Source organism: Nocardia alni, from assembly GCF_019038435.1.
Taxonomy (GTDB): domain Bacteria; phylum Actinomycetota; class Actinomycetes; order Mycobacteriales; family Mycobacteriaceae; genus Nocardia; species Nocardia alni.
The window spans coordinates 1-24,700 of sequence record NZ_JAGPOX010000018.1 but is presented as its reverse complement, the minus strand read 5'-3'; the positions used below and the strand labels follow the sequence as shown (position 1 = coordinate 24,700).

Below are 24,700 nucleotides of genomic sequence, written 5' to 3'. Positions count from 1 at the left end.
TGCTCGCTGCGGGCAGTGGCGCCGAGCGTGCAACTGCGACGGTTGGCCGGCCCGGTCGGACCGCCGTGGATCTGGTCGTTGTCCGAGAGCTGGGGACCGCACGGGTGGGCGGGTGCACGACATCGACTCCGTCTCCGACACGTTGTGACCGCTGGTGGAGGTCCAATGACTGATGTAGATCTGGTCGTTGCCGGGGCCGGTGGTGGGCTTGCTGGGGCGCTGCGGGCTGCGCAGTTGGGTGCGCGGGTGCTGGTTGTCGAGGCGAATGAGAACTATCTGCGCGGTAACAACACCTCGATGTCCACCGCGATGATTCCTGGTGCTGGTTCACGGTGGCAGCGGGCGGCCGGGATCGATGACTCGCCCGAGAAGTTCCTCGGCGATATCGCGGCGAAGACTCATGGGGACTTCGCGAAGCCCGTCGCCGAGGCGCTGGCCGGGGTGAGCGCGGAACTTGTGGAGTGGCTGGACGATCACGCCGGGCTGCCGATCGAGTTGCCTACCGATTTCCACTACCCCGGGCATTGCGTGCAGCGGGTGCATTCCATTCCGGGGCGGCATGGTTCGGGGCTGCTGCGCTACCTCGCCGATGCGGTGACGCAGCAGTCGGGGATCGATATGTTGGTGCCCGGCCGGGTTACTGCGACGCGACGCGACGGGAACGGTCTGTTGGTCACGGTGTCCTATCCGGACGGTGGCACGGAAGAGATCTCCACCGGCTCGGTGCTGTTGGCTACCAATGGTTATGGCGCGAACCGGGAACTGGTCGCCGAGCACCTGCCCGAGATCGCGGAGGCCGACTACCACGGTAGCGAGTACTCGACCGGAGACGCGCTGCGCATCGGGGCGGACTTCGGTGCGGCGATCTCCTATCTGGATGCCTATCAGGGGCATGCCGCTCTGTCCGCCGAGGCGCGCACGCTGGTCACCTGGACCGTGGTGATGCACGGGGGATTCGTCATCGGGATGGACGGGCGCAGGTTCGGGGACGAGACCACGGGCTACTCGGAGTACGCCGCGGTGCTCGCCGCGCAGCCCGGCGCGTCCGGATGGCTCGTCTACGACGAGCGGATCCATCAGGCCAGCAAGGCTTTCGGCGACTACGTCGATGTCATGGAAAGCGGCGCCCTCCGCCGCGGTGAGTCGGCGGAAGAGCTCGCCGCCACCATCGGCGTTCCCGCGGACGCGCTGGCTGCGGAACTCGCCGAGGCGTCCGCCGTCGCGGGCGACGAGCGACAACGGGACCGATTCGGCCGCAACCGATTCGAGCAACCACTGACCACACCCCTCTATGCGGTCCGGATCGTGCCCGCACTGTTCCACACCCAGGGCGGCCTCACCGTGGACGGCCACGCCCGCGTGCTGGACACCGAAACCCGTCCTATCCCAGGCCTTTACGCTTCCGGCGGCTCGGCCGTCGGCATCTCCGGCCACGGCGCGGCCGGATACCTGGCCGGCAACGGCCTCCTGCCCGCACTCGGCCTCGCCTACCTCGCGGCCACACACTGCGCGGCTCATCTCCAGAAAGGTGACCAATGACCAACCACGACCTGATCATCCGCAACGTGCGTGTAGTCCGCCCGGGGGTCGACGAGACCCCGCTCGCGGACATCGCGGTGAGCGACGGCAAGATCACCGAGGTCGGGCCGGAGCTCGACGCCTCCTCGGCCCGCGAGGTCGTGGACGGCGGCGGCAAGCTGGCCTTCCCCGGCGTCGTCGACGCCCATCAGCACTGGGGCATCTACAACCCGCTCGACGAGGACACCCGCACCGAGAGCCGCGCCTGCGCGCAGGGCGGCGTGACCACCTCGCTTACCTACATGCGGACCGGGCAGTACTACCTCAACCGGGGCGGCGACTATTCGGAGGTCTTCCCCGAGGTGCTCGCGGCGTCCGACGGAAAGTCCTACGTGGACTACGCCTTCCACCTGGCGCCCATGCAGTCCTCACATATCGCCGAGATCCCCGAGCTGATCACCGAACACGGCGTCACCTCGTTCAAGATCTTCATGTTCTACGGCAGCCACGGGCTGCACGGGGCGTCCAACGACCAGAACTCGTTCCTCATGATCCCCGAGGGCGAGCGCTACGACATCGCGCACTTCGAGTTCGTGATGCGCGGCATTCAGGCTGCGCGAGAACGCTTCCCGGAGCACGCCGACTCGATTTCGCTGTCACTGCACTGCGAAACGGCCGAGATCATGACCGCGTACACGAAAATCGTTCAGCGGGAAGGAAAACTGTCCGGGCTGGAGGCCTACAGCGCCTCCCGGCCGCCGCACTCCGAGGGTCTCGCGGTCACCATCGCCTCGTACCTGGCGCACGAGACCCAGCTGCCGAACATCAACCTGCTGCACCTGTCCTCGGCCAAGGCGCTCGAGGCCGCCATGTTGATGGCGAAAACCTTTCCGCACGTTGATTTCCGGCGCGAGGTCACCATCGGGCACCTGCTCGCCGACATCACCACCGCGGACGGCATCGGCGGCAAGGTCAACCCGCCGCTGCGCCCGCGCGAGGACGTCGAGGCGCTGTGGCGGCACCTGCTCGCCGGTGACGTCAGCTGGGTGGTGTCCGACCACGCGTGCTGCAAGGAGGCCACCAAGTTCGGCGACGACCCCACGGACATCTTCGCCGCCAAGTCCGGATTCGGCGGCACCGAATACCTGCTGCCCGGCCTGGTCGGCGAGGGACGCAAGCGCGGGCTGTCGATGCGCAAGGTCGCGGAACTCACCGCCTGGAATCCCGCCCAGCGCTACGGCCTGCACACCAAGGGCGATATCGCCCCCGGCTTCGACGCGGACATCGCGCTCGTCGACCCGGACCGCTCGTGGGTGGTGAAGCCCGAAGACTCCGAGTCCACCCAGGAGTACAGCCCGTTCCGCGGCCTCGAGGTCGGCTCCACGGTCACCAGCACCTTCCTGCGCGGCGCCGAGATCTACGCCGACGGCAAGGTCACCGGTCAGCCCACCGGCCGCTACGTCCGGCGCCCCGCCACCCGCTGACGCCGGACCGCGTGCCCGACCGCATCAGCGCTCATCGGCCGGTCGGGACAGTGGCAGCGCGAGCGGCGGACCGGGACCCGGCGTCATGAGGGGACGCCCGGGCCCGGTCCACCGCCATCGAATTGCCACAGGCGAACCCTGCCGGACCAACCCCCTCAGCGGTCAGGAGCATCTTCTTCCACAAGCCCCATCGCAGATGAGTACGCCACCAAGAACTCTCGGCACGCGGGATCGGTTTCGTCGGCAGCCAACGCGGCCAACTCGCCTACCAACCGTGACTTGTCGGCTTCCGAGAGCTGACCGAGCAGGTAAGCGGCTTGCTCCTGCTGCTTGATCGCTGTGTCGCCATCAACTACGTCCTCATCGCACGACTCGAAGAACCACGTATAGGCCACGACGACCCTGAGCAACTGCTGAACCAGACCGGGAAATTCGTTCACCTCCGGCAGTCTGCCAGCCCGAAAGCAGCCACACGTCGGCCAACGCCCCCGGAACCACCTGCCAACTTCCGTCCCTCGCACTGCACGCCCATGCTCGACCGGCCCTGCGCCGCCGTCGAAATGCCATGAGTAAGCCCCGGCGGCTAGCGGGCGAAAGCCTGGTGGATGGCGGGGAGGAAGCCTGCCAGGTGGTGCATCTCCTGCCCGCAGTGCATCAGTAGGTTGCGGGCCACGTCCAAGCCGAGGACGAGGTCGGCCGGGTCTACCGAGGCGCCGCGTTCGATCGCGTCCGCCGCCGCGCGGGGGTTCGGGGTGTGCAGGCCGTAGATGTCGAGGTAGAAGCGGCTGCGCATTTCGCAGCCGCCGGGTATCGGGCGGACTTGGTGGGCCAGCCAGCCCAGGTCGGTCGGCGCCACGCTGCTGCCGACCCGGCCGAATACGATGGTGTGCCCGGGCGGCACGGTGAAGCCGTGCGCGACCGGGTCCTCGAACGCGATGGCCAACTGTTGTAGCTTCGGGCCGATGTACCCGTCGACGTAGGAGATGTTGCCGACGTACTTCTGCCGGTCCGGGATCGGGGCATTGGTCCGGTCCTCGGCAAGCTCTGCGAACATGTGCGCATCCGGATGCCACAACTTGTACCGCGCGGCCTCGATCGAATGCCAGCCGAACCACCAGTCCCACATCGCCGCCGTGACGCCCGGCATCAGCGTGTGCACCGCCACCCACGACGCCCCGGAGGTGGTCTTCCCGTAGCCGGTCTCTATCGGAAAGTAGCCGGTAGGTGCGAGACCCTTGGTGAGCGAAGCGAATTCCGGGATCCGGTCGGCGGGAGTCGGAGGCCCGGCGTACGCGACCAGCACCGGATCTGGCGCGGGTCGAGTACGTGCGGCCATGAACCGCGCGTAGGGCTTCGCCCAGTCCGCCGCAGCGTAGCCGTGGTATCTGACCTGGGGCTGGGTATCGGCGCGGGCCGCCGCGGCGCCACCGACACCCAGCGCGAGCGCGCCCGCGGGGAACAACGACAACGCAGCTCTGCGCGACAGCCTCGACATGTCCCGAGACTACGGCGGGAGACATGCCTCGCGACATCGTCCACTTCGGATTCTGTGATGTGGCACAACCAGCGGACTCGGCAATCGCCGAGTCTCATCACCTCACCTTTACATCACACGAGGCCGAGTGCCTGAAGATCGTTCGCGTACTTGCGAATCAGAGGCTCGGACAGGTGGGGGATGTCGTTGTCCGGGCCGATCTTGGCCGCGCGCACGGCCGTTCGGAACCGGTCGGTGGGCAGGCCCGCGCCGGGGATCGCCTCGCCCGGGTCGCGGAAGGCGTCGAGCAGGGGCAGCATCGAGTTCTGCTTCTGGCGGTCCGGCAGTGCGCGGAGCTTGATCTCGAAGCGGGACAACCATTCCCGGTAGCCGTCCATGCGGGAGATGGGGTGGCCCGCGGCGCCGAGCCAGTCCACGAACGTGTCCAGGGAGATGCCGTCGTCGTGCGGGTTCAGCATGTTGAAGGTGCGGTATCCGGTGGTCGTCTGTTCGCCCAGGGTGGCGACGGCCGTGCGGTGAAGTCGGCGGGCAGGCCGTCGTAGTGCGCCCGGGCGGCGTCGGCGCGGTAGAACGAGCGGGGCGCGATGCCGGTGAGCAGCAGGCTCAGCAGCAGCCGGGTGAACATGTCGGGGACGTTGAGCTGCCCGGCGTAGCGGCTGTGCGCGAGGATCAGGTCGGAGCGGAACACCGCGACCGGCAGGCCGTAGGCGTCATGTGCGTTGCGCAGCAACACCTCCCCCGCCCACTTGCTGTTCGCGTAGCCGTTGGCGTAGCTGCCGTCCACCGCGCGTTGCGGGCTGCTCACGCGGATGTCGGCGTCTTCGTCGGCCGTCGTGGTGTGCGCGGTCAGCACGGCCACCGTGGACAGATAGGTGACCGGCTTGATCCGGCTGGTCAGCGCGAGGCGGATCAGTTCGGCGGTCCCTGCGACGTTCGGGCCGAACAACTGTGAGTACGGCAGGACATGATTGACCAGAGCGGCCGGATGCACGATCACATCGACCGTATCGGCCAACCGTTGCCAGGTCGGCTCGTCCAGGCCCAGACGGGCTTCGTCGATATCGCCGGCCAGAACCTCGAGATGGTCGGCGGCAAGCTCCTCGAACCGGCGCAGGAGTTCCGGATCGCCGCTGTCGAACACCGCGGCGAGGCGTGCGCGTGCGCTCGCGGCATCACGACCGCGTACCACGCAGATGAGCTTTCCATGCACACTGCACTGTCGGCGCCATGCACGGAAGCGGCGGTCGGCCGGGTGGCGCCGGAGTGCTGCGCCGCCTCGATGTGCCCGGCCAGCCGGTGCAGGGTGCTCGCGGGCCCGATCACCACGCTGACCGGGACCTCGACGCCGAAGATCTCCCGCAGCAGATTCGAGAAGGACAGCGCCGACAGCGAATCTCCGCCCAGCTCAACGAAATGCGCGTCCGCGGGCACGCCGTCGGTCGTATTCAGCACCGCCTGCGCGGCGCGGCGCACGGTATCGATCACCGGCAGTTCACCGCCGCCGGTGAGCAGCGCCTGCAACTCGTCGGTCTCCCGTTGCGCCAGTTCGCCATACAACTGTTCGAGACGCTCGCCGTAGTGGTCCCGCAGGCGCGGCCGCAGCAACTTGCGGACCTCGGACAGCAGGCCGTTTGCCGTGCTGAACGGCTCGGTCTCCACGAGGAAGTCACGCGGCACCTCGTAGGACTGCAATCCAGCCTCATCGGCGATCTCACGCAACGCCCCGCGCAACGCCGCCGAAAGATCCTCGCCGAGCGCGAGTGCCTGTGCGGTGGGCACGATCACGGCGAGCAGGTACGCGCGCTCGCTGTTGCCGTAGACGTAGATCTGCCGGATCAGCGAGCTGGTGACGAACAACGCCTCCAGCTGGGATACGGCCACGAATTCGCCCTGTGACAGCTTGAGCACATTGGAACGGCGGTCGACGTACACCAGTTCGTCCGGCCCGATCTCGGCCATGACGTCGCCGGTGCGGTAGTAACCATCGGCATCGAAGATCGCCGCGGTGGCCTCGGCCCGTTTGTAGTAACCGGGGACCACCACCGACGACCTGATCAGCAGCTCACCGCGCGGATGCGGGGAATCGGTGGTAAAGTACCCCAGTTCGGGCACGTCGTCGAGCTTGTAGTCGAGCACCGGCGGGCGCTGGATCTTGTGATCCACAAGGACCATCGCGGCCTCGGTGGAGCCGTAACCGTCCAGCACCGGAACCTCGAGGAACGACTCGACGAATTCGGACATCTCCGCGGACAGCGGCGCAGATCCGCACCCCGCCCACACCACGCGACCGCCCAGCACGTCGTCGCGCAGTTCGGCCTTCACCCGCGCCTCGCGCGCGGTCCGGTCGCCGGATTCGTCCGTACGCCTGGCCAATTCACTGGTGTACCGCTGAAACAGCATGTCGCACACGCGCGGTACCAGCAGCAGCTCGGTGGGACGGACCAGCGCGAAATCCTCGAACAGCGTCGACAGGTCACTGGCCGCGGCGAAATAGCTTGTGCCACCGGCGGCGAGCGTGCGGTACAGCATCGCACGCCCCATCACGTGGCTCAGCGGCAGATAGTGCAGCCCGATCGCGGGCAGGTCGTCGTCCCGGGGGATGAAACCCAACCAGATATTGACCATCAACCGGTCGGTGTACATCGCCCCCTTGGGCGTTCCGGTGCTGCCGGAGGTGTAGATCAACGACGCCAGCCTGTCCTCGGCGAGGTCGGCCTCGAAGTCCGGAGCGGGCTCCACGCCCGTGCCGCGGTCGATCACCTCGGCCAGCGAGTCCAGCACGATCGCACTGTCCGCCAGGCGCGTTCGGGCCGCCTCGAACTTCTCCCGCTCGTCGTCCACCTCCGGGTGATAGTCGAACGCGATGACCCGCCGCACCGACTCGCTGCCCAGCGCGCACTCGACGGCGGTATCCAGCTGTTCCACACTGGCCGCCAGAATGCGCTGCCCGGTTTCGGCGATGATCGGCGCGAGCCGGTCGGGCGAGGCGCTGGACTGCATCGGCACCGACACCGCGCCCAGCCGCAGGCATGCCATGTCGACCAGCGCGCAGTCAAGGCTCGCGAAGCCCAGGATGCCGACGAACTCGTTGGCGCGCAGCGGATATCGTTCGTGGCCGTACCACTCGGCGGTGACGGCGCCGACCCGTGACCACAGGTCGCGGTAGCTGATGGTGTCGAATCCGGGCTGCAGCGCGAGTGTGGTGCGTCCGGTCTCCGGGTCGGTGACGGGCGTCGTCGCGCGCTCCCCCAGGGCGGGCCGGTCCGCGTACCCGGTCATGGCCGTGACCATGACCTCCCGCGGCGACAGGCCGGGCCGGCGCATCGCGGCTTGCAGCTCGGGCAGCCGCTTGGCCTCCCGGACCTGCCGGTCGGAGACGTACAGCTCGGCGAGGTGGCGCTCCCAGCGGTTGTCGGCAGTGGTTGACGAATCGGTTGTCATGCTCATGGTCCTTCCGGATCCAACAGGACGTACATCGATCGACTGCATGCGGATCGCGCAGGCAGGAGCCCGCGCGAGAACTCCGTCCCCCTATGGGGCCGGGTTCTCACATGTGCGCATGCGCGGCCGAGATGCGCACCCGTTCTAGCTACACTTCAATATAGTTAGGCGAACCAACTTCGGCTGTCAAGCGAGGACAGCCCGGCAATCGATGGGCGCCCTAGCCAACGGTAGGCCGAGTGACTACTATGATGCAAGTTACTGGTTCTGTGTGTGACGCAGACCATGCTGGAAGGGAATGCCGATGAGACGCACCAGTTTTCAATCGATGGGCTGTCCCATCGCCGGTGCGCTGGAGCTGGTCGGCGACTGGTGGACGTTGGTGATCATGCGCGACGTACTGGACGGGTTCACCCGCTTCGACGAGTTGCACCGCAATCTGGGCATAGCCCCGACGATGCTCACCCGGCGGCTGCGCGAGCTGGTCGAGGCGGGCCTGCTGGAACGCTCCCGATACGACACGGCCCCACCACGATTCGAATACCTGCCGACCCAGCAGGGCAAAGACCTGGCCGTGGTGATCGTCGCCCTGTACGCCTGGGGCGTGAAGCACTCGGCCGCCGGAAGCGACCAGGTGGTCCTGACCGACCAGGACACCGGAGACACGATCATCCCGGTGTGGATGGACAAGTCCACCGGCAGGCGAATCTCCGCGATGAACGCCGCCTTCCTGCCCGGACCACATGCCGAGGACTTCATCCAGGAGCGACTCGACCCGCAGCTGCGCACCATCCGGCGACAGCGAGCACAGAGTCCCCGCCCCGCCGATCAGGGAGCCATCGAATGACCACATCGCAGATCCCCCGCAGCCGGCTGGTCGAATGGTCCGACCCCACCGCGATCGCCGACCAAGCCATGCGGGCGCCCGGCCTCGAATTCCTCCAGGCGATCGTGGACGGCACACTGCCGCAACCGCCGATGGCCACGCTGTTGCGCTCGCGGCTGGTCGCCGTCACCCGGGGCTCCGCGACGTTCACCTGCGATGTGGACGAATCCATGTGCAACCCCATCGGATCCATCCACGGCGGGGTGGTCTGCACGCTGCTGGACTCGGTGCTCGGCTGCGCGGTACACACCACTCTGCCCGTCGGCCACGGTTACACCTCGATCGATACCAACGTCCAGTTCCAGCGCGGACTGCAGCCGACATCGGGACCACTGACCGCGATCGGCCGTGTCACCAAACCCGGCCGCCGCGTCGCCTTCGCCGAGGGTGAAGTCGCCGACGCGCGCGGCGTCGTCGTCGCCCGCGGGTACGGCACGCTACTGGTCATCGCGCCGGAAAGTGAACCGGGACAAGGGCAACCGCAAATCCCTGGCGACTGAACAGCCACGGAGCGCTGGCCGCCGTTCGCCGATCCCGTGGATGTGAGACTTCACAGCGCTCAGATCGATCGAATAGTGTTCCACTACAGTAGATATCAAGTTTCTTCCGCTCATCGGAACAGCCGCTGCCGCCCACCTCGCGAACAACCATGCCCATTCCGGTCACGCGCGCGAATCCGCCATCCCACTCAGCGGAAGACACTCCGCGACAACGGCATTAGACCGGCACACTGCCAACTGCTTCGGCGACCCGTGACACAGGACGCCGACGAAGCCCGCACCAACCCGACCCGCGGCGGAACGCACCGGTCCGCCGCACACACACCCCCGTCGACGACCCCTCGTACGCACCCAACCCCATCGTCGACGGGTTCAGGCCTCCCGCGGATACCTACCAACCCCATCAGTTCGCGGGAGGCCTTCCACAACCCGGCGCCCGTGGGTCGGTGGTGTTCGTCATCGAGATTCGTGGGATTCGACTCCCGCGGTACGGAGGTCATATGCCCACGATCACCCGGCGATCCCTGCTCGGCGGAATGGCCGGCGCCGGAATCGCCCTGGCGAGTGCCGGTTCGGCCACCGCACGCGCCGGAATCGCGACACAGGTAGGCCGCATCCGCGTTGTCCGCGAGGACCATCGCGTCGTGGTGATCGGGTCCGGATTCGGCGGCGGCGTCACCGCCCTGCGGCTGGCCCGGGCCGGTGTGCCCGTGTTGCTGCTGGAACGCGGATTACGCTGGCCCACAGGGCCGAACATGGAGACGTTCCCGCACGCGTCCGCACCCGACAAGCGGATGCTCTGGTACCAATCCGATCCCCAGCTGTTCGGAAAGCCCGTGGCCCTCGAGCCCTACGCGGGACTGCTCGAGACGGTGTCCGGCGACAATATGACGGCACTGTGCGCGGCGGGCGTCGGCGGCGGATCACTGGTCTACCAGGGAATGACGCTGCAACCCACCGAGGCCGCCTTCTACACCCAATTCCCGAGCGAGCTTGATTGGGCCACGCTGAATCGCGTCCACTACCCTCGCGTGGCGCAGATGCTGCAAATCGCCGTCGCACCCGACGAACTGATCAACACACCGAACTACAAGGTCGTCCGGGATTTCAAACAGCATGCCGAACGCGCCGGACTTCCGGTCTCGAAGATCCCGATGCCGATCGACTGGAGATACGCGCTGGCGGAAATCCGCGGGCTGATGAAGCCCTCGTACACCAACGGCGACGGAGCGCTGGGGGTGAACAACGGAGGTAAGCACTCCGTCGACGTCACCTACATCGCCGCCGCGGAGGCCACCGGCCGCGTTCAGGTCGCCACGCTGCACCACGTCACCGATGTGGAACGCGCCGCCGACGGTCGCTGGACGGTCTACGTGGACCGGACCGACGCCTCGGGCAAGGTCCTGGAACACAAGATCCTCACCACCAAGACTCTGGTCATGGCCGCCGGAAGCCTCAACACCACAAGGCTTCTGGTGCGCGCGGCCGCGAAGGGAAAGATCCCGGACATGCCCGAGGGCCTCGGCGGGAACTGGGGCACCAACGCCGACCGGATCTACACCTGGACCAGTCTGGACACCGATTTCGGCTATCCGCAGGGCGGCCCGGTCGTCTACGGCAGCCTCAACTGGGACGACCCGACGAGGGCCGCCACGGTCATCCAGGCATCCATCCCGCCCGCGGGCATGGACATACGTACCACCATGATGGTCGGCTACGGGGTGAGCGACGCACGAGGCCGATTCGACTACGACGCCGCCACCGACAACGCGGTGCTGCGCTGGCCCAAGGAGGGCGACGCCGTCATCCAGAACGGCACGATCGGTCCCCTCGCCCACCGGATCGCCGGTCCCGCGGGCATTCTCACCGACACCAACGCCGTCGCGCCCTCGACCTGGCACGCACTGGGCGGCGCGAGCATGGGACCGGTGTGCGATGTGAACGGCCGGGTCCACGGCCAACGCGGCCTGTACGTCCTGGACGGCGCGCTGCTCCCGGGCAACTGCGCGGCCTGCAATCCGTCGATGAGTATCGCGGCCATCGCCGAACACGCCCTGGACACCCTGGTGACACAGGATGTCGGCGCCATCATCTGAGCACCGGTCGATCGTAATCGTCACGCGGGCAGTACCTCCCGGTGGTCCAGACAGCTGCGGACGAAGTCCTGGACGACCGGGTTGGCATCTTCGGTGCGCCGCCAGGCGACGCCGACCCGCGTGGGACTCACACCGCTGACAGGCCGGTAGACGACGCCGGGACGGGCGTTGAAGCGAGCCGAGGATTCGGGGGCCAGAGCGACGCCATAACCGTTGGCGATGGCGATCAGCCATTCGTCGGTACGATCGGTGACCGCGCCGATCCGTATCGGGTGGCCCTCGCGCTCCTCTGCTGCCAGCCAGAATTCGCGCCACACACCGGTTTCCGCCGGGGCGGCGACGAACGGCTCGTCCCATAGATCACGAAAGTCGATGTGGTCGCGCTCGGCCAAAGGGTGCGTGGCGGGCAACAGGACCCCGCGCGGCTCGGTCAGCAACGACTCCACCCGAAGTCCCTCCTGACCGGGAAACGGTAGCCGCAACAGCGCGACATCGACTTCCCCGTCGATCAGCCCCGCAGTCGGGTTCGACCACGCTCCCTGCCGCATCTCGACTCGCCAACCCGGCCTGCGCCGGGTGAAATCCGCGATGATGAGCTGAGTGAGCTCGTTGGCCGCGCTGGCGACGAAACCGATCCGCAGCACGCGCGCCGCTCTGCTCGCGGCGCCCCTCGTCTCCGTCTGCGCCCGATCCCAGCTGTTCAGCACGTCCGGCGCCAGCTGGGCGAGCGCCCGGCCCGGTTCGGTCAGTGCCATGCCCGATCGGGACCGGGTGAACAACCGCACCCCGAGCTGGTCCTCCAACTGCTTGATCTGCTTGGTCAGCGCGGGCTGCGATACGAACAACTCCTCCGCGGCGCGGGTCAGGCTCCCTGCCTTCGCCACGGCGGCGAAGTATCGCAACAACCGCGTGTCCACATCCATGCGATCAGGTTATAGGTGCAGGTATTGGACGCGAAAGCCGCGATCGAGGACGCTCGAATCACCAGGCGGCAACAGCCAGCCCGATTCGCCACCGAACCCGACCGGAGTCACGCGTGTTCCTCGCCTATCTGACCGTCACGATCGTCACCATCGCCCTCAACGGCGCGATAGCCGTCGCCGACTTCGCCCGAGCCGAGTTCGTCCTCGCCAACTCGGCAGAGGTGGGAGTCGCGCCGTCCTGGGTCCCCATCACCGGCGTTCTGAAGGCGGCGGGAGCCGTCGGGCTGGTACTCGGACTCCTGGGAGGGCGCCCGCTCGGCATCGCCGCCTCGATCGGGCTGGTCCTGTTCTTCATCGGCGCTCTGATCGTCCACGTCCGCGCCCGTGTTTTCCACAACATCGCGTTCCCGGCAACCTATTTCGCGTTCGCCGTAGGTTCCCTGGTCCTGGCCCTCGCGCAGTAGAAGGCCCACGGTTCGGCCGACTCCGCATACCTCTCTGCGACCATTTGCGAGAATGCCACTCTCCTCAATTGAGAATTACAATCTAGAATGCGTATGTGCCCGATCCAGAACCCCGCCCGACCATCCCGGAACTGCTCCGGCGCAGCGCTCGGGAATTCGGCCTCGAAGAATACGTCGTGACGCCCGGCGAACGGCTCACCTACACTGCGGCCGAGCAACATTCGAGCCGCATCGCACGCCGGTTGCTGCATGCCGGCGTAGGCAAGGGCACGCGCGTCGGGCTGTTCTTCACCAGCGGCGCCGAGTGGGTGATCTGGTGGCTGGCGGTCTGTCGCATCGGCGCGATAGCGGTTCCGCTCAGCACCCTGTATGCCCCGGCCGAGATCCGGAAGGTGCTGCGCCTGGCCGATATCGATGTACTCGTGGCCCCGGACCGAGTGCTCGCCGTCGATACCGCCGAGGTGTTCGAGGCCGCGCTCGAGGGCCTGAGCACCCAGCGGTCCGGGCGATTGCAGTGCCCGGACGCACCGTACCTGCGCGAGATCATCGTGACGGCGGACTCCGTACCGGCGTGGGCGACCCCGTGGACCGACGATCTGCCCGAGGTCTCGCCGCAGATTCTGGCCGCGGTCGAGGGCGAGGTATTCCCGGCCGATCCGGCGATCATGATCCACACCTCGGGGTCGACCGCCGATCCGAAGGGCGTCCTGCACACCCACGGCACTCTGGTCCGGCAGACCGGCACGTGGACGGCCGCGATCCGGCAGGTCACCACCGTCGCCACCGCCCCGAGAGTACTGACGGCGATGCCGTTGTTCTGGGTCGGCGGCCTGCTCGCCGTCACCGGAGCGCTGCACGAACCCGCCACCCTCCTGCTGCTGCCCCGCCTGGATCCCGGGGCCGCGCTGGATCTGATCGAACGAGAACGTGCCACCGGCGTCATCGGCTGGCCGGCCTTCACCCAGCGCCTGCGCGAGCATCCCGGCTTCGCCGATCGTGACCTTTCGAGCGCCCCCTCATTGCGTGACGGCCCGCTCGACATCGCGATGGCCGGGGTGCCGGACCGATTTCCCGTGCACCGCACCATGACCGAGACCGCGGGGAGCTTCGCGCACACCGACATCCGGATCGTGGACCAGGACGGTTTCGAAACCCCGGAGGGAACGGTCGGCGAACTGCTGATCCGGGGCATCGGGATGATGGCCGGCTACAACAAGCGCGAACGCTGGGAGACCTTCGACGCCGACGGCTGGTTCCACACCGGCGACCGGGTCTACCGCATCGCCGACGACCCACGCCTGTTCTATGTCGGCCGCACCGACGACATGATCAAGGCCGCCGGCGCCAACGTCTCACCGCGCGAGGTCGAGGCGGTCGTCGAGGGATTCGACGAGGTCGCGCAGTGCCTGGTCGTCGGGATCGAGCACGCGACGCGGGGCCAGGAGGTATGCGCCGTGGTTGTCGCCGATCCGGACATCGACCTCGACGCGCTCGCCGCCCGCACCCGCACCCAACTGTCGGTGTACAAGGTCCCGACCCGCTGGATCACCGCGACGAGCGACCAGATCCCCATTCTGCCCTCCGGCAAGCTGGACCGCCGACGCTTACGTACCATGATCGCGGACGGCACCCTGAAATAGCCCCAGAGTCTCAGCACGACAATCGATTTCGAAAGGCCAGACCCACACATGGACGATTTCGCACACCGGTACGGGCCGGTGGCTTTGGTGACCGGCGCATCCTCGGGCATCGGCCGCTCCTTCGCCACCCAATTGGCTTCGCGCGGGCTCGATCTCGTACTCGTCGCCCGCAGGCTCGACCGATTGCACGAACTCGCCGATGAACTGCGCGCGACCCACGGCGTCGCCGTGACCGTGCAGCAGGCCGACCTGTCCGATCCCGCGGCGCCGCAACAGGTGGTGCAGGCCGCCGCCACACTCGACGTGGGCCTGCTGATCAGCAACGCCGGTTTCGGAGTGAAAGGACCGTTCGAGGAGGGCGACGCCGACACGCTGTCCGCGATGCTGACGGTCAACTGCCACGCCCCCACCCAGCTGGCGCACGGTTTCATCCCGCACCTGAAGCAGCGCGGCCGCGGCGGAATCGTTTTCACCAGCTCGGTCGAGGGACTCATCGGCTGCCCCTTCTCCGCCGGATACTCGGCGACGAAGGCCTACATGAACGCCCTCGGCGAGGCCCTCTGGGCCGAACTGACCCCAGCGGGCATCGAAGTCCTCACCCTGTGCCCCGGCGCAACCGATACCGAGGCCCCCCGCCTCCAAGGCATCGATCCCACAACTCTCCAGGATCTGATGTCACCGGACGACGTAGCCCGCTCCACCCTGGAAAACCTGCACCACGGACCCACTTACATCCCGAGCGAACACTACCGAGCACAATTCCGCCAACTCCTGTCGATGCCCCGCGACGCCGCCCTCACCGCCATGGCATCCGCCCTGCGAACGGCCGCCGGATAGGCCGTCTCCCGGCAACGGCCACCGCCGTCCACGCCCTACCGCCTGAGCGAATCATATTGCCGCAGCGGACATCCGGATTCCCGGCTGCCGATGGCGTTGACGGCGACGAGATGGGTCAGCTGCGGATCGCGGTGGTTTCGTTCCGCGTCATCGGCTTCCTCGGTGATGTGGCCGACCATGACCAGTCCCCGACGGCGTCGTCGGCCTGCGCGTGCTGCGCATCCATCCGGTCCATCAGCTCCGGGTCGAGGGCAGCTCGCTCGCGCAGCAGAGGATCGCGCGCGGTCATCGGCCGCGGAGCGGAACAGCCGGGGAAGCCTGCCGAACTCACGCCGGATGACGCGGTGAATCAGAACCATCTCGTGGGTATCGACGCGGGATCCGGAGGCGCTCATCACGACTGCTCGACGGTCACGGCGTGCTGGAAGGCTTCGTACGCGGTGGTTGCCGGTCGGCCGATAAGTTTCACCAAGTCCTCACTCGCGGTGAACAACTCGCCGCGCGCCAGACCCGCATCGGCATCGGCGACCGCGGCGGCCATCTGCGGGGGCAGTCCGGCAGCGGTCAGGGTGGCGGTGTAGTCGGCGACCGACATGTCCCGGTAGGCGATGGGAGTGCCCAGGACGTCGCTGATCGTGGCGGCGAGTTCGGTCAGGGTGAACGGCGTTCCACCCAGCTCGTAGGTCGCTCCGAGGTGCCCGTCCTGCGTCAGCACCGCTACCGCGGCGGCCGCCAAATCGCTTCGGCCGGCCGCGCTCACGAGACCGTCTTGCCCGCTACCCAGCAACGCGTGGTACTGAGTGATCATCGGGAGCTGGTCGGTGTAGTTCTCCAAATACCACCCGTTACGCAGGACGACGAACGCCGAACCGCTCTCACGCAGGTAGTCCTCGGTACGGCGATGTTCGTCCGCGAGCGTCATCCGCGCGGTCGATGCGTTGACGAGGCTGGTGTACACGATCCGGGATACTCCCGCTCGGACCGCCGCGTCGATGGCGTTACGGGCGTTCTCGAATCGCTCCCCGACCGTCGTCGTCGAGACCAGCAGCATCGCGTCGGCGCCCGCGAAAGCGTCCTCGAGGGTGGTCGGGTCGGCGAAGTCCGCCCGCCGCACCGTCACTCCCTGCTGTGCGAGGTCGGTGAGTGTGCCGACGTCCCGGCCGGTGGCCACGATCCGAGCCGACGGCGTTCCGGCCGCGAGGAGTTGATCGACAACGAGCCGGCCGAGATGACCAGATGCTCCGGTGATGACAGTGGACATGGTTGTTTCCCGTCGATAAAGGTGCGGTGTGAGTGAAGATCGGCGGCGCTCGGTCAGCCGATCCACCACAACTTTAGTCAGTATTCCTGACTAAAGTCAAGACTGATTCGAAGCCGGTAGACGTCGGCTCGAGGCGAACGGGATCGCGGGCGGCCGACTCGGCACGGCCGGGTTTACCCCTCGTAGGGGTCGGTGATCTCGCGGAGTTGATCCAGAATCTGATGCAACAACGCGAAGTTGCGGGTACCCAGGTAGGTCTTCCACTCCGAGAGGATCTCGTCGAGTGTCGCCGCGGCCACCTCGACCGCCCGCCGGCCACGTTCCTCGATCACGATCAGCCGGGCACGTCCATCCGCAGGATCGGGAACCCGGCGGACATAGCCCAGGCGTTCCAATTGATCCACCAGCACACCGGCGCTCTGTTTGGTCATTTGCGCCTGGTCAGCAAGATCCGTGAGCCGCGAACCGTCCGGGGCGACGCGTTGGAACACCCGGCACTGAACAAGGGTCCAATCGTCGAACCCGGCATCCTGCAACGCCCGGAAAATCCGATCCTCGGCATACCGATAAGGGATGAACAACAACACCCCAAGATCAACCCGCTGCTCGTCGTCCATACCGCTCTCGGCTCCGTCGCCCACCTGATCCACGAGGTTCACACCCTACGTCACCCCTGCCCAGCCGGATCGCCACCGACCCGACCGCGTCGACGCACGCGCCGCATCGCCCCATCGACCCCTCAACGACTTCGTGCCCGCTGGTTTGTCGCCAGCGCTACCGTACGCCTACATTAGTAAATACTACTGACTAATACGACTGTCGGCCCCGACAAGGAGCGGACGGCCGGGAAAGTAGGTAACGCCATGACATCGACCTTGAGCCTGGCGGGCAAGCGGGCCCTGGTCACCGGAGGCACATGACTGAGTGCGCCCCCCGGCCGGGCGTAGGGTCGGGCCGTGAAACGCACTCAGTGGAAGATCCACGGCGAGAAGGTTGTCGACGAGAACCGGCACATCCGGTTGTCCACCGTCGATGTCGAATTGCCCGACGGCGTGACATTCACACAGTACGTGGCGCGGATGCCCCGCTGCGCAATGACACTGGTACTCAACGAGAATCGCGAAGCTCTGTTGATGTACCGGCATCGGTTCATCATCGACAGATGGGTGTGGGAGTTGCCCGGTGGCTATGTCGATGACGCCGAAGACGTTGCGGCAGCCGCCGCCCGTGAGGTCCAGGAGGAGACCGGCTGGCGGCCGCGCTCGATGCAGCATTTGGTCACCTATCAGCCCTCGATCGGCAGCCTGGATCAGCCCCAGGAGATCTACCTCGCCCATGGCGCCGATCTCACCGACACCGAACCCGACATCAACGAGGCCGAGGACATTCGCTGGATACCACTGGAAGAAGCGGCGGCGATGATCGATCGCGGCGAGATCGTCGGCGCGGCCACCGTGGTCGCGATCTATCGCGCGCTCAGTCTCGACGTGTAGTCAGCTCACGGCCTGCTACCGGAAATCCTCCACTGGCAGTGATTCGAGCAGTCCGGGCCAGGTCGACCGCATCCCCTGCCTGCACCTGTTCACGTGGCCGGATCGCCGCGGCCCGGTACGGGCCGCGGCCGATCACGGACATCGGTCGTTCGCTTTCGGCCGGATGTGTCGTTCACGACGCCGGTTCGGTCTCCTGCATGCGACTCGCCGTTGAGTACTCCATCGTCGTTGATGGTGCACGGGTTCCGCTTCGGCGTGATCTGGCACATCCGTGTCGGCCTCGGATCGAATCCTACGAGGCCGACATGATCGGCATACCCGTCCGATTGCTCCCGAATCGCCTGTGCGTCATTCCTCGTGAAATCATGCGGATACGCGGGGCGTTCAGCGTTGGACGTCGCACGCGGAGACCTGATCGTCCAGATCCTGTCCGCGGCGGCCGGTTTTGTCACGTGAGGTTCTCGCGCGCAGTTCCAGCACGGCGAGTACCAGGGCGATGAGCATGAATCCCACCGCGCACAGCAGCGCAGCCGTCGCCGCGAGCGAATAGTGCTGGCCGGTAAGGCTCAGTGTCAGACGATAACCGGCGGCCAGTGCGGCCGTGCCGATGGCGGTGCCGATGCGCTGGCCGGTCTGTAGCGCGCCGCCCGCCGCGCCCGCCATTCGGGTGGGCACGCGTTCCAGGGTCAGCGTGATATTGGGTGACACGACGCATCCGCCGCCGACGCCCGCGATGAACAACGGTGCGGCAATGGCGAATTCGGTGTTCGCCGGATCTACCGCCGAGATCACCGCGGCCGCGGTACCGAGCCCGGCGATCAACATGACAAGCCCGGCGATGGTCAGCCGACGCCCCCAGCGTTCGACCAGCCTCCCGGCCACCACCGCCGTCACGGCGGAGCCGATCGCGAAGGGAGTCACCGTCAGGCCGGAACGCAGCGGGGAGTAACCGAGCCCGTTTTGCAGGAAGATCGCCAAGACCAGCCAGATGCCACTGAACCCGCAGAAGTACACCGTGCCCAGCGCGATCCCCGACGCGTAACCCGGGGCCTGGGTGAACAGGCGCAGGTCCAGCAACGGATTGCCGGAACGGCGCCGCACCCGGCCTTCCCAGAGCACGAACCACCACCCGCAGGCGACGGCCACCGGCAGCAGCGCCCACAGCAGCGGCGTACCACCGGTGGTGGACTGCACGAGCGGCAACAGCACGCACACCACCGCCAGTCCGAGCAGCGCGGCGCCGACGAAGTCGATCTGCGAGCGGAGTGCGAACTGCCGCGGTGGTGCGCCCGGCACCAGACGCGCGGCCAGTACGAGCGCCAGAATTCCGATCGGCACGTTCACGTAGAAGATCCAGCGCCAGCCGGTGTCCGGACCGAATCCGGTGAGGATCGCGCCGCCGATCACCGGCCCCGCGGCGGTGGACACGCCGATCGTGGAGCCGAAGATGCCGAACGCACGGCCGCGTTCGGCGCCCTGGAACAGGCTCTGGATCAATCCGGTGTTCTGCGGGGTCAGCATCCCGGCCGTCAGGCCCTGTAGCAGCCGCGCGCCGATCAGCAGCAGTTCGTTGGGCGCGGCGCCGGCCGCGGCGCTGGTCAGGACGAAGCCCGTGAGCGCGATCAGGAACATCCTGCGCCGGCCGACCAGATCACCGAGTCGTCCCCCGGCGACCAACGCCAAGCCGAAGGTCAGCGCATAGCCGGTCACCACCCATTGCGCACCGGCCGAGGACGCGTGCAGGCCGCGTTGAATGGATGGCAGGGCGACGTTGACGATGCTGACATCGAGCAGTGTCATGAATCCAGCGGCCAGTGTGACCGCGAGCGCCTTCCACCGGCGCGGATCCGGCTCGTCGCGAAGAGCCTCGTCTCGATCAATCGAATCCGGCTCGCTCATCGGCAACCTACCCCCGGAAAGACCGCCGAATTACCTCGAGCCCCAGTATGTATGCCGGGCTCAGCGCCGGATTCGCAAGGGCCGCAATCCACACCGGACGCAGCCGCTGAACGCCGTGGCATTGCGCGACTCCTACATCTCGAGCGTGTACACCAGCGCGACAGTGGTCAGCCTGCGCTGATCGTCGTCAATGTCATCGGGTGTCGCGGTCATCGAGACACTCCTCCTCGGATCACACGAACGGACAGGGCCAAGTGTGCGGGGCACCGGTGGATATGCCGCCTTCGCACCTCCCCAGTGCTACCCACACTTTCTGTTTCCATGCACGAACACACATATCGAGCACGCGGCCGGCTATCGCATGCACCACTGGAGAGCTGGCCCTGTGTGCGAGACCGGATTGCGGGTACTGCGCACCCTGAGCCCGTGTAGTCGGCAGTGTGAGGTGTGATGAATCAGCTAGTTGTCTCTCCAGGTCGGCCGGATCGCCTCGGCCAGGTCGACCGGCAATTCCATCACCCGCTGCGCCGCTTCGCCGTCAGCCTGGTCGGCGATCCAGGACGTGCCGAGGAGATCGTTCAGGACACCCTGCTACGACTGTGGCAACGCCAGACCGTATTGAACCAGCCCGCCTCGAACCTGCGCGCATGGCTGTTCACCGTGGCCCGCAACCTCGCCTACGACGAGCTGCGACGGGCCCGGCGACGCCGCGAATTCGCCACCGACACCCAACTCGACCGCCCAGTCGACGACCCGTGCGCGCAGATTGCCGACACCCTGGTCATCCGACGCGCCTTGGCGACACTCAGCCTTCGTCATCGCGAGGTCATCGTGCACGCCTACTACCGCCGCGCCACCACCGAGGCCATCGCCGCCGACCTCGCCATCGCGCCGGGCACGGTCAAATCACGACTGCACTACGCGCTGCGAGAACTCCGCCAGGCCTGTATCGCCCAGGGCGTCACCCGTGACAGCTGACCGCAACGATCATTCGACCTGGAAATCGCGTTCTATCTCCGTGAGCAGGACGGCCCTGCGGTCGCCACCGTCGACGGGCTCGACCTCCGCGTACGGAATCGGCCCATAACGGACGGCCCGCACAAGCATCGGCGAACGATCGCCCTTGCCGTCGGTGCGGGCGACCACCGAGCCTCGAGTGAGCTGCATGCGAGATTCCTTCCTTGCCGATCACGAATCTTCCAGCGTGGCGCCGTCGGCGCCCGGTGGCGCTCTACCCCGCTGACCGGAAGTCAATCCGCCTGCGGCGAGTGGGAATCGAGGCCCGCTCGTTACATACCTACGCAAGGTGACCTTGTCCAGACGTGCGCGCACGTGCTACGAAAGACAAACGGGTCAGTTTCGAAACCACGGGACCGGCCCGGCGCCAGGGCGCCGACGCGCCCCCTCCGGTAGGAGTGCACGATGCGCATCTCTCCGCGTACCCCGCGTGTGACCATCCCCTGTACGACGGCCGCCGACAGCGCCGCCGACAGGCTGTCCGCGACCACCGATCGTCGGGGCACCGCAGTGGTACTGCGTCCACGGGGAGAAATCGACGCGTACACCCTGCAAATCTGGCAACGGCTGATTCGTCAGGCGTCCGCCGCGGCCGAACCGCCGGGACCGATCGTCCTGGACACCACCGGGATCGAATTCATGAGTTGCACGGCACTCGGCGTGCTGGCCGACGAGGCGGACCGATGCCGACGTCACGGCATTGCCCTGCATCTGGCAGGCGATCAGCCCGCTATCGTGCGGCTGATCACGGTGGCCGGTCTGAGTGAGAAATTGCCGAGCTACTCGGGTGTGGACTCGGCGCTGATCGCCGCGGAGTCGCGCCTCGCGCCGCCGGTGAGTTCCGGCTCCGCACAACCTCCCCAAGTTTGCCACTGATCTCGGCGAGCGGGGTCGCCGAGCGCAAGTGTCAGCGCGCCGTACTTGCACGTTCCAGACGGTCTTCCAGGATGCTCGGTTCCGGGGTTTGCTGCTGGTCACCTCGACGTGCTGCGGAGGGCGGCTGTGGTCTTGCCCGTGCGTTGGCGGATGAGTACACGCAGCGTGTTCGGGTGTTCGTAGCCGACCTTGCGGGCGATGGATTCCAGGGACTGATCGGTGGTTCGGAGCAGGTGTGCGGCGCGCTCGACGCGGAGGTTCTGCACGAAGCGAATGGGCGAGATGCCCAGGATGCTCCCGACCGCGCGCTGGAGGGTTCGTTCACTGATGCCCAGGTGGCGTGAGGCGTCGGGGATGCTGATCGGGTCCGCGAGGTGTTCGCGGACCCAGCGCTCGAACGCCGCGACTGTCGGATCGTGTTGCGCCAGCGCGCTGGTGATGGTGTACGCGGACTGCGACGGGCGTTCGTCCACGACCAGGTAGTGGGCGACCAGATCGGCCAGTGCGGGGCTGGTGTCCCGCACGATCGACAGCGCCAGATCTACATGCCCGAAAGCCGCGGCCGCGGTGGTGATCCGGCCCGAGGCGATCACCATGCTGCTCTGGTCGACGTCGACCGACGGGTACCTGTTGCGGAAGATCGGGGCGAGCCACCAACTCGTCGTAGCCCGATGCCCGTCCAGCACGCGCGCCTCTGCGAGCAGAAAGGTTCCGGTGCACGCCGAGGCGATCGAGGTGCCCCGTGCACAGGTAGCGGCGATCAGATCCCGGATCGGCGCCGACTCGATACCACTGATGAAATCCAGGAGCTGCGGAGGTCTGCGCTCGGCCACGGCGGGGACGATCAGCAGATCCGCACTCTCGACGCGGGAACAGGATTCGGCCGTGACCATGAGACCCGCACCGGTCCTGACCTCGGGCCGGAGCCCGACTGTGACGACGTTCCATGTCGGCGGATCCGCGACCTCGGCAGCCAGGCCGTTCGCGCCGTCGAGGACGTCGAGCATCGCCGCGAGTCCGGAGTCGAACACGCCGTCATAGACCAGGACCGCGACCTCCATGTCGGAAATGGTATCAAACTTGGCGTTTCCGCCGCTGTCGTACGGATTCTTCGGTCCGTAACGTCGTCGACGTGCGGCAACCGGCGGCACAACCAACGCACCTCGAGGAGCTATCACGATGAAGCTCGGTCTTCTGGCGACAATCCAAGCCAAGGCGGAATACGCGGATCAGGTCGAGGCCCTCCTGCGCGACGCGGCCAAGCTGGCCGAACAGGAACAGCAGACCGTCACGTGGTATTCGTTCCGCACCGACGCGACCACCTTCGGGGTGTTCGACACCTTCGAGGACGAGCAGGGCCGCAACGCCCACCTCTCCGGCCAGATCGCGGCGGCGCTGACGGAAATCGCGGGCACCATGCTCAGTTCCGCCCCGGTGATCGCGCCGGTCGATCTGCTCGGCGTGAAGGGTTCCTAGCCCCTCAGGCGGCGCGGTCGAGTTATCTCACCAGGGCACGATTCCGGCGTCGTCGAAGAACTCGCCGTTCGGGCCGTCGTCCGGGATGGTGGCGAGGTGGATCGCGATCGCCGCGCCCTGCTGCGGGGTGCGGATGCCACGGAAACCGTTGAGGTCGGTGGCGGTGAAGCCGGGGCAGCCGGAGTTGATCAGGATCTTGGTGTCGCCCAGTTCCTTCAGTTCCTTGACGTATTGGGCGGTGATGGCGTTGAGGAAGGTTTTCGAAGGGGCGTAGGCGGCGGAGATCGGGCCCGTTTCGCCGCCGGGAGTGGTCTGCAGGGTCAGCGATCCCACGCTGCTGGACATGTTCACGATCCGCGGCGAGGCCGAGCGGCGCAGTAGCGGCAGCATCGCGTTGGTGACGCGGATGACACCGATCACGTTGGTTTCCACGACATCTCGGATGATCGCCGGGTCGACCGTGGTGGGCGTCTGCGGCATGCTGCCGGTAATCGCGGCGTTGTTGACCAGGACGTCCAGTCCGCCGGCCTGCTCGGTGATCAGGTCGGCGGCGGCGCTCACGCTGGCGTCGTCGGTGACGTCCAGCGGCACGCCGAACGCGTCGACCCCGGCGGCCCGCAGCTTCTCCACCGCCGTGTCGCGACGCTGTTGGTCGCGGGCCCCCACGCCGACCTTCCAGCCGAGGGCGCCCAAACCCGCCGCGATCTCGTATCCGATACCTTTGTTCGCGCCCGTAACCAGCGCGATCGTCTGTTCGCTCATGTTGTCGATCCTCGTCCCGGCCCCGAGGAGGAGTCCAACACCGACCGGGTGCGCAACGATATCGCGCGGGTATTGATCGCGGTCAGCGCTGGATACGATGGCATGGTGGAGATGCGAGAGTTGCGATACTTCGTCGCCGTCGCCGAGGAACTGCATTTCGGGCGCGCGGCACAGCGGCTGGGCATGGCGCAGCCGCCGCTGTCCCGGTCGATCGGGCAGCTCGAACGGCGGCTCGGGGTGACGCTGCTGCACCGAACCAGCCGCGCGGTGTCCCTGACCGAGGCCGGATCGGTGCTGCTCCAGGAGGCCCGGGCGGTCCTGGACGCGGCCGAGGCCGCCGAACGCCGCACCCGCCGCGCCGCGACCCCTCGATCCGAGATAGTCCTCGCGACGAAGGCCGGCGCATCCAGCGAACTATTGGCGAAGCTCCTCGCCGCATACGCCGCCGAACCGGACGCCGCCGCCATCGAGGTACTCCTGTGTGGCCCAGCCGAACAGGAGCAAATGTTGCGCGACGGCCGCGCCGACGTCGCCCTGCTACACCGTCCCTTCGACTCGACAGCCGGATTCGACACCGAGGAACTCAGGCACGACCAGCAGGTCGTTGTCCTCCCCGCCGGCCACCCCCTGGG

23 protein-coding genes and 1 pseudogene are annotated in these 24,700 nt (G+C 67.0%); 13 read left to right on the top strand and 11 right to left on the bottom strand.

What is annotated here, in order from left to right; translation table 11 throughout:
- Positions 1-165 precede the first annotated feature (165 nt).
- Positions 166-1,539 (top strand): FAD-dependent oxidoreductase, encoded by a 1,374-nt coding sequence (locus tag JZ791_RS09785; RefSeq protein ID WP_216893898.1) that lies wholly within the window; start codon positions 166-168, stop codon positions 1,537-1,539.
- Positions 1,536-3,002 carry a dihydroorotase gene (locus JZ791_RS09780; RefSeq protein ID WP_216893897.1) on the top strand — a complete coding sequence of 489 codons (1,467 nt, stop codon included), beginning with the start codon at positions 1,536-1,538 and terminating at the stop codon, positions 3,000-3,002. Before JZ791_RS09785 ends, JZ791_RS09780 begins: the two co-directional genes overlap by 4 nt.
- A gap of 155 nt (positions 3,003-3,157) precedes the next feature.
- Here JZ791_RS09780 and JZ791_RS09775 read toward each other — a convergent pair whose 3' ends face one another.
- The 3 genes and pseudogenes from JZ791_RS09775 to JZ791_RS09760 all read right to left on the bottom strand — a co-directional run bounded on the left by JZ791_RS09775 (position 3,158) and on the right by JZ791_RS09760 (position 7,938).
- On the bottom strand, positions 3,158-3,442 hold the full coding sequence (locus JZ791_RS09775; protein WP_216893896.1) for a hypothetical protein: 285 nt from the start codon (positions 3,440-3,442) through the stop codon (positions 3,158-3,160).
- 143 nt (positions 3,443-3,585) lie between these two features.
- Entirely contained in the window at positions 3,586-4,497 is a 912-nt protein-coding gene (locus JZ791_RS09770; RefSeq protein WP_216893895.1) for a DAPG hydrolase family protein, read from the bottom strand.
- Between the two features lie 113 nt (positions 4,498-4,610).
- Positions 4,611-7,938: pseudogene (locus JZ791_RS09760) on the bottom strand (thioester reductase domain-containing protein).
- Between the two features lie 304 nt (positions 7,939-8,242).
- Between JZ791_RS09760 and JZ791_RS09755 the strand changes: the two are divergent.
- The 3 genes from JZ791_RS09755 (at position 8,243) to JZ791_RS09745 (ending at position 11,420) form a co-directional block, all read left to right on the top strand.
- Positions 8,243-8,785, top strand: a complete 543-nt coding sequence (locus tag JZ791_RS09755; RefSeq protein WP_216893893.1) for a winged helix-turn-helix transcriptional regulator — start codon at positions 8,243-8,245, stop codon at positions 8,783-8,785.
- Entirely contained in the window at positions 8,782-9,324 is a 543-nt protein-coding gene (locus tag JZ791_RS09750; RefSeq protein ID WP_216893892.1) for a PaaI family thioesterase, read from the top strand. The genes JZ791_RS09755 and JZ791_RS09750 overlap by 4 nt, the downstream gene beginning before the upstream one ends.
- Positions 9,325-9,824: 500 nt before the next feature.
- Positions 9,825-11,420 (top strand): GMC oxidoreductase, encoded by a 1,596-nt coding sequence (locus JZ791_RS09745; protein WP_216893891.1) that lies wholly within the window; start codon positions 9,825-9,827, stop codon positions 11,418-11,420.
- A 20-nt stretch (positions 11,421-11,440) separates the two neighbouring features.
- On the opposite strand, the gene JZ791_RS09740 is transcribed toward JZ791_RS09745, so the two are convergent.
- The gene (locus JZ791_RS09740; RefSeq protein WP_216893890.1) at positions 11,441-12,343 is read right to left on the bottom strand and encodes a LysR family transcriptional regulator; all 903 of its coding nucleotides are present in this window, start codon (positions 12,341-12,343) and stop codon (positions 11,441-11,443) included.
- Between the two features lie 113 nt (positions 12,344-12,456).
- Here JZ791_RS09740 and JZ791_RS09735 point away from each other — a divergent pair, with 113 nt between their 5' ends.
- From JZ791_RS09735 to JZ791_RS09725, 3 genes are all read left to right on the top strand, one after another.
- On the top strand, positions 12,457-12,807 hold the full coding sequence (locus JZ791_RS09735; RefSeq protein ID WP_216893889.1) for a DoxX family protein: 351 nt from the start codon (positions 12,457-12,459) through the stop codon (positions 12,805-12,807).
- Between the two features lie 95 nt (positions 12,808-12,902).
- A complete protein-coding gene (locus JZ791_RS09730; protein WP_216893888.1) occupies positions 12,903-14,447 on the top strand; it encodes a class I adenylate-forming enzyme family protein in 1,545 nt (514 codons plus the stop codon).
- A 48-nt stretch (positions 14,448-14,495) separates the two neighbouring features.
- Positions 14,496-15,284 carry an SDR family NAD(P)-dependent oxidoreductase gene (locus JZ791_RS09725; RefSeq protein ID WP_216893887.1) on the top strand — a complete coding sequence of 263 codons (789 nt, stop codon included), beginning with the start codon at positions 14,496-14,498 and terminating at the stop codon, positions 15,282-15,284.
- A gap of 115 nt (positions 15,285-15,399) precedes the next feature.
- On the opposite strand, the gene JZ791_RS09720 is transcribed toward JZ791_RS09725, so the two are convergent.
- The 3 genes from JZ791_RS09720 to JZ791_RS09710 all read right to left on the bottom strand — a co-directional run bounded on the left by JZ791_RS09720 (position 15,400) and on the right by JZ791_RS09710 (position 17,162).
- A complete protein-coding gene (locus JZ791_RS09720; protein WP_216893886.1) occupies positions 15,400-15,573 on the bottom strand; it encodes a hypothetical protein in 174 nt (57 codons plus the stop codon).
- A 105-nt stretch (positions 15,574-15,678) separates the two neighbouring features.
- Positions 15,679-16,545 carry an SDR family oxidoreductase gene (locus tag JZ791_RS09715; RefSeq protein ID WP_216893885.1) on the bottom strand — a complete coding sequence of 289 codons (867 nt, stop codon included), beginning with the start codon at positions 16,543-16,545 and terminating at the stop codon, positions 15,679-15,681.
- Positions 16,546-16,718: 173 nt separating this feature from the next.
- Positions 16,719-17,162: a MarR family winged helix-turn-helix transcriptional regulator gene (locus JZ791_RS09710; RefSeq protein ID WP_216893950.1), complete on the bottom strand. Its 444-nt coding sequence runs from the start codon at positions 17,160-17,162 to the stop codon at positions 16,719-16,721.
- Positions 17,163-17,501: 339 nt separating this feature from the next.
- Between JZ791_RS09710 and JZ791_RS09705 the strand changes: the two genes are divergently transcribed.
- The gene (locus JZ791_RS09705) at positions 17,502-18,038 is read left to right on the top strand and encodes an NUDIX domain-containing protein (protein ID WP_216893884.1); all 537 of its coding nucleotides are present in this window, start codon (positions 17,502-17,504) and stop codon (positions 18,036-18,038) included.
- A gap of 384 nt (positions 18,039-18,422) precedes the next feature.
- Here the strand turns inward: JZ791_RS09705 and JZ791_RS09700 are convergent, their stop codons facing one another.
- Positions 18,423-19,937, bottom strand: a complete 1,515-nt coding sequence (locus JZ791_RS09700; RefSeq protein WP_216893883.1) for an MFS transporter — start codon at positions 19,935-19,937, stop codon at positions 18,423-18,425.
- Positions 19,938-20,387: 450 nt separating this feature from the next.
- On the opposite strand from JZ791_RS09700, the gene JZ791_RS09695 reads away from it, so the two are divergent.
- Complete coding sequence (locus tag JZ791_RS09695) at positions 20,388-20,915, top strand: sigma-70 family RNA polymerase sigma factor (protein ID WP_216893882.1); 528 nt, start codon at positions 20,388-20,390, stop codon at positions 20,913-20,915.
- Between the two features lie 9 nt (positions 20,916-20,924).
- On the opposite strand, the gene JZ791_RS09690 is transcribed toward JZ791_RS09695, so the two are convergent.
- On the bottom strand, positions 20,925-21,104 hold the full coding sequence (locus tag JZ791_RS09690; protein WP_216893881.1) for a hypothetical protein: 180 nt from the start codon (positions 21,102-21,104) through the stop codon (positions 20,925-20,927).
- Positions 21,105-21,359: 255 nt separating this feature from the next.
- Here JZ791_RS09690 and JZ791_RS09685 point away from each other — a divergent pair, with 255 nt between their 5' ends.
- Positions 21,360-21,830 carry an anti-sigma factor antagonist gene (locus tag JZ791_RS09685; protein WP_216893880.1) on the top strand — a complete coding sequence of 157 codons (471 nt, stop codon included), beginning with the start codon at positions 21,360-21,362 and terminating at the stop codon, positions 21,828-21,830.
- Between the two features lie 98 nt (positions 21,831-21,928).
- Here the strand turns inward: JZ791_RS09685 and JZ791_RS09680 are convergent, their stop codons facing one another.
- The gene (locus JZ791_RS09680) at positions 21,929-22,891 is read right to left on the bottom strand and encodes a GlxA family transcriptional regulator (RefSeq protein ID WP_216893879.1); all 963 of its coding nucleotides are present in this window, start codon (positions 22,889-22,891) and stop codon (positions 21,929-21,931) included.
- Positions 22,892-23,009: 118 nt separating this feature from the next.
- Between JZ791_RS09680 and JZ791_RS09675 the strand changes: the two genes are divergently transcribed.
- A complete protein-coding gene (locus JZ791_RS09675) occupies positions 23,010-23,306 on the top strand; it encodes a putative quinol monooxygenase (protein ID WP_254205463.1) in 297 nt (98 codons plus the stop codon).
- Between the two features lie 27 nt (positions 23,307-23,333).
- Here the strand turns inward: JZ791_RS09675 and JZ791_RS09670 are convergent, their stop codons facing one another.
- The gene (locus tag JZ791_RS09670; RefSeq protein WP_216893878.1) at positions 23,334-24,068 is read right to left on the bottom strand and encodes an SDR family oxidoreductase; all 735 of its coding nucleotides are present in this window, start codon (positions 24,066-24,068) and stop codon (positions 23,334-23,336) included.
- Between the two features lie 48 nt (positions 24,069-24,116).
- Between JZ791_RS09670 and JZ791_RS09665 the strand changes: the two genes are divergently transcribed.
- A partial coding sequence (locus tag JZ791_RS09665; protein ID WP_308162867.1) for a LysR family transcriptional regulator occupies positions 24,117-24,700 on the top strand: 584 nt, incomplete at its 3' end.

Excerpts from the sequence above, each read along its gene's own strand:
- JZ791_RS09785 (WP_216893898.1), top strand. The coding sequence starts at position 166 with ATGACTGATGTAGATCTGGTCGTTGCCGGGGCCGGTGGTGGGCTTGCT.
- JZ791_RS09780 (WP_216893897.1), top strand. The coding sequence starts at position 1,536 with ATGACCAACCACGACCTGATCATCCGCAACGTGCGTGTAGTCCGCCCG.
- JZ791_RS09770 (WP_216893895.1), bottom strand. The coding sequence starts at position 4,497 with ATGTCGAGGCTGTCGCGCAGAGCTGCGTTGTCGTTGTTCCCCGCGGGC.
- JZ791_RS09755 (WP_216893893.1), top strand. The coding sequence starts at position 8,243 with ATGAGACGCACCAGTTTTCAATCGATGGGCTGTCCCATCGCCGGTGCG.
- JZ791_RS09750 (WP_216893892.1), top strand. The coding sequence starts at position 8,782 with ATGACCACATCGCAGATCCCCCGCAGCCGGCTGGTCGAATGGTCCGAC.
- JZ791_RS09745 (WP_216893891.1), top strand. The coding sequence starts at position 9,825 with ATGCCCACGATCACCCGGCGATCCCTGCTCGGCGGAATGGCCGGCGCC.
- JZ791_RS09740 (WP_216893890.1), bottom strand. The coding sequence starts at position 12,343 with ATGGATGTGGACACGCGGTTGTTGCGATACTTCGCCGCCGTGGCGAAG.
- JZ791_RS09725 (WP_216893887.1), top strand. The coding sequence starts at position 14,496 with ATGGACGATTTCGCACACCGGTACGGGCCGGTGGCTTTGGTGACCGGC.
- JZ791_RS09720 (WP_216893886.1), bottom strand. The coding sequence starts at position 15,573 with ATGACCGCGCGCGATCCTCTGCTGCGCGAGCGAGCTGCCCTCGACCCG.
- JZ791_RS09715 (WP_216893885.1), bottom strand. The coding sequence starts at position 16,545 with ATGTCCACTGTCATCACCGGAGCATCTGGTCATCTCGGCCGGCTCGTT.
- JZ791_RS09710 (WP_216893950.1), bottom strand. The coding sequence starts at position 17,162 with ATGGACGACGAGCAGCGGGTTGATCTTGGGGTGTTGTTGTTCATCCCT.
- JZ791_RS09700 (WP_216893883.1), bottom strand. The coding sequence starts at position 19,937 with ATGAGCGAGCCGGATTCGATTGATCGAGACGAGGCTCTTCGCGACGAG.
- JZ791_RS09695 (WP_216893882.1), top strand. The coding sequence starts at position 20,388 with ATGAATCAGCTAGTTGTCTCTCCAGGTCGGCCGGATCGCCTCGGCCAG.
- JZ791_RS09690 (WP_216893881.1), bottom strand. The coding sequence starts at position 21,104 with ATGCAGCTCACTCGAGGCTCGGTGGTCGCCCGCACCGACGGCAAGGGC.
- JZ791_RS09685 (WP_216893880.1), top strand. The coding sequence starts at position 21,360 with ATGCGCATCTCTCCGCGTACCCCGCGTGTGACCATCCCCTGTACGACG.
- JZ791_RS09680 (WP_216893879.1), bottom strand. The coding sequence starts at position 22,891 with ATGGAGGTCGCGGTCCTGGTCTATGACGGCGTGTTCGACTCCGGACTC.
- JZ791_RS09675 (WP_254205463.1), top strand. The coding sequence starts at position 23,010 with ATGAAGCTCGGTCTTCTGGCGACAATCCAAGCCAAGGCGGAATACGCG.
- JZ791_RS09670 (WP_216893878.1), bottom strand. The coding sequence starts at position 24,068 with ATGAGCGAACAGACGATCGCGCTGGTTACGGGCGCGAACAAAGGTATC.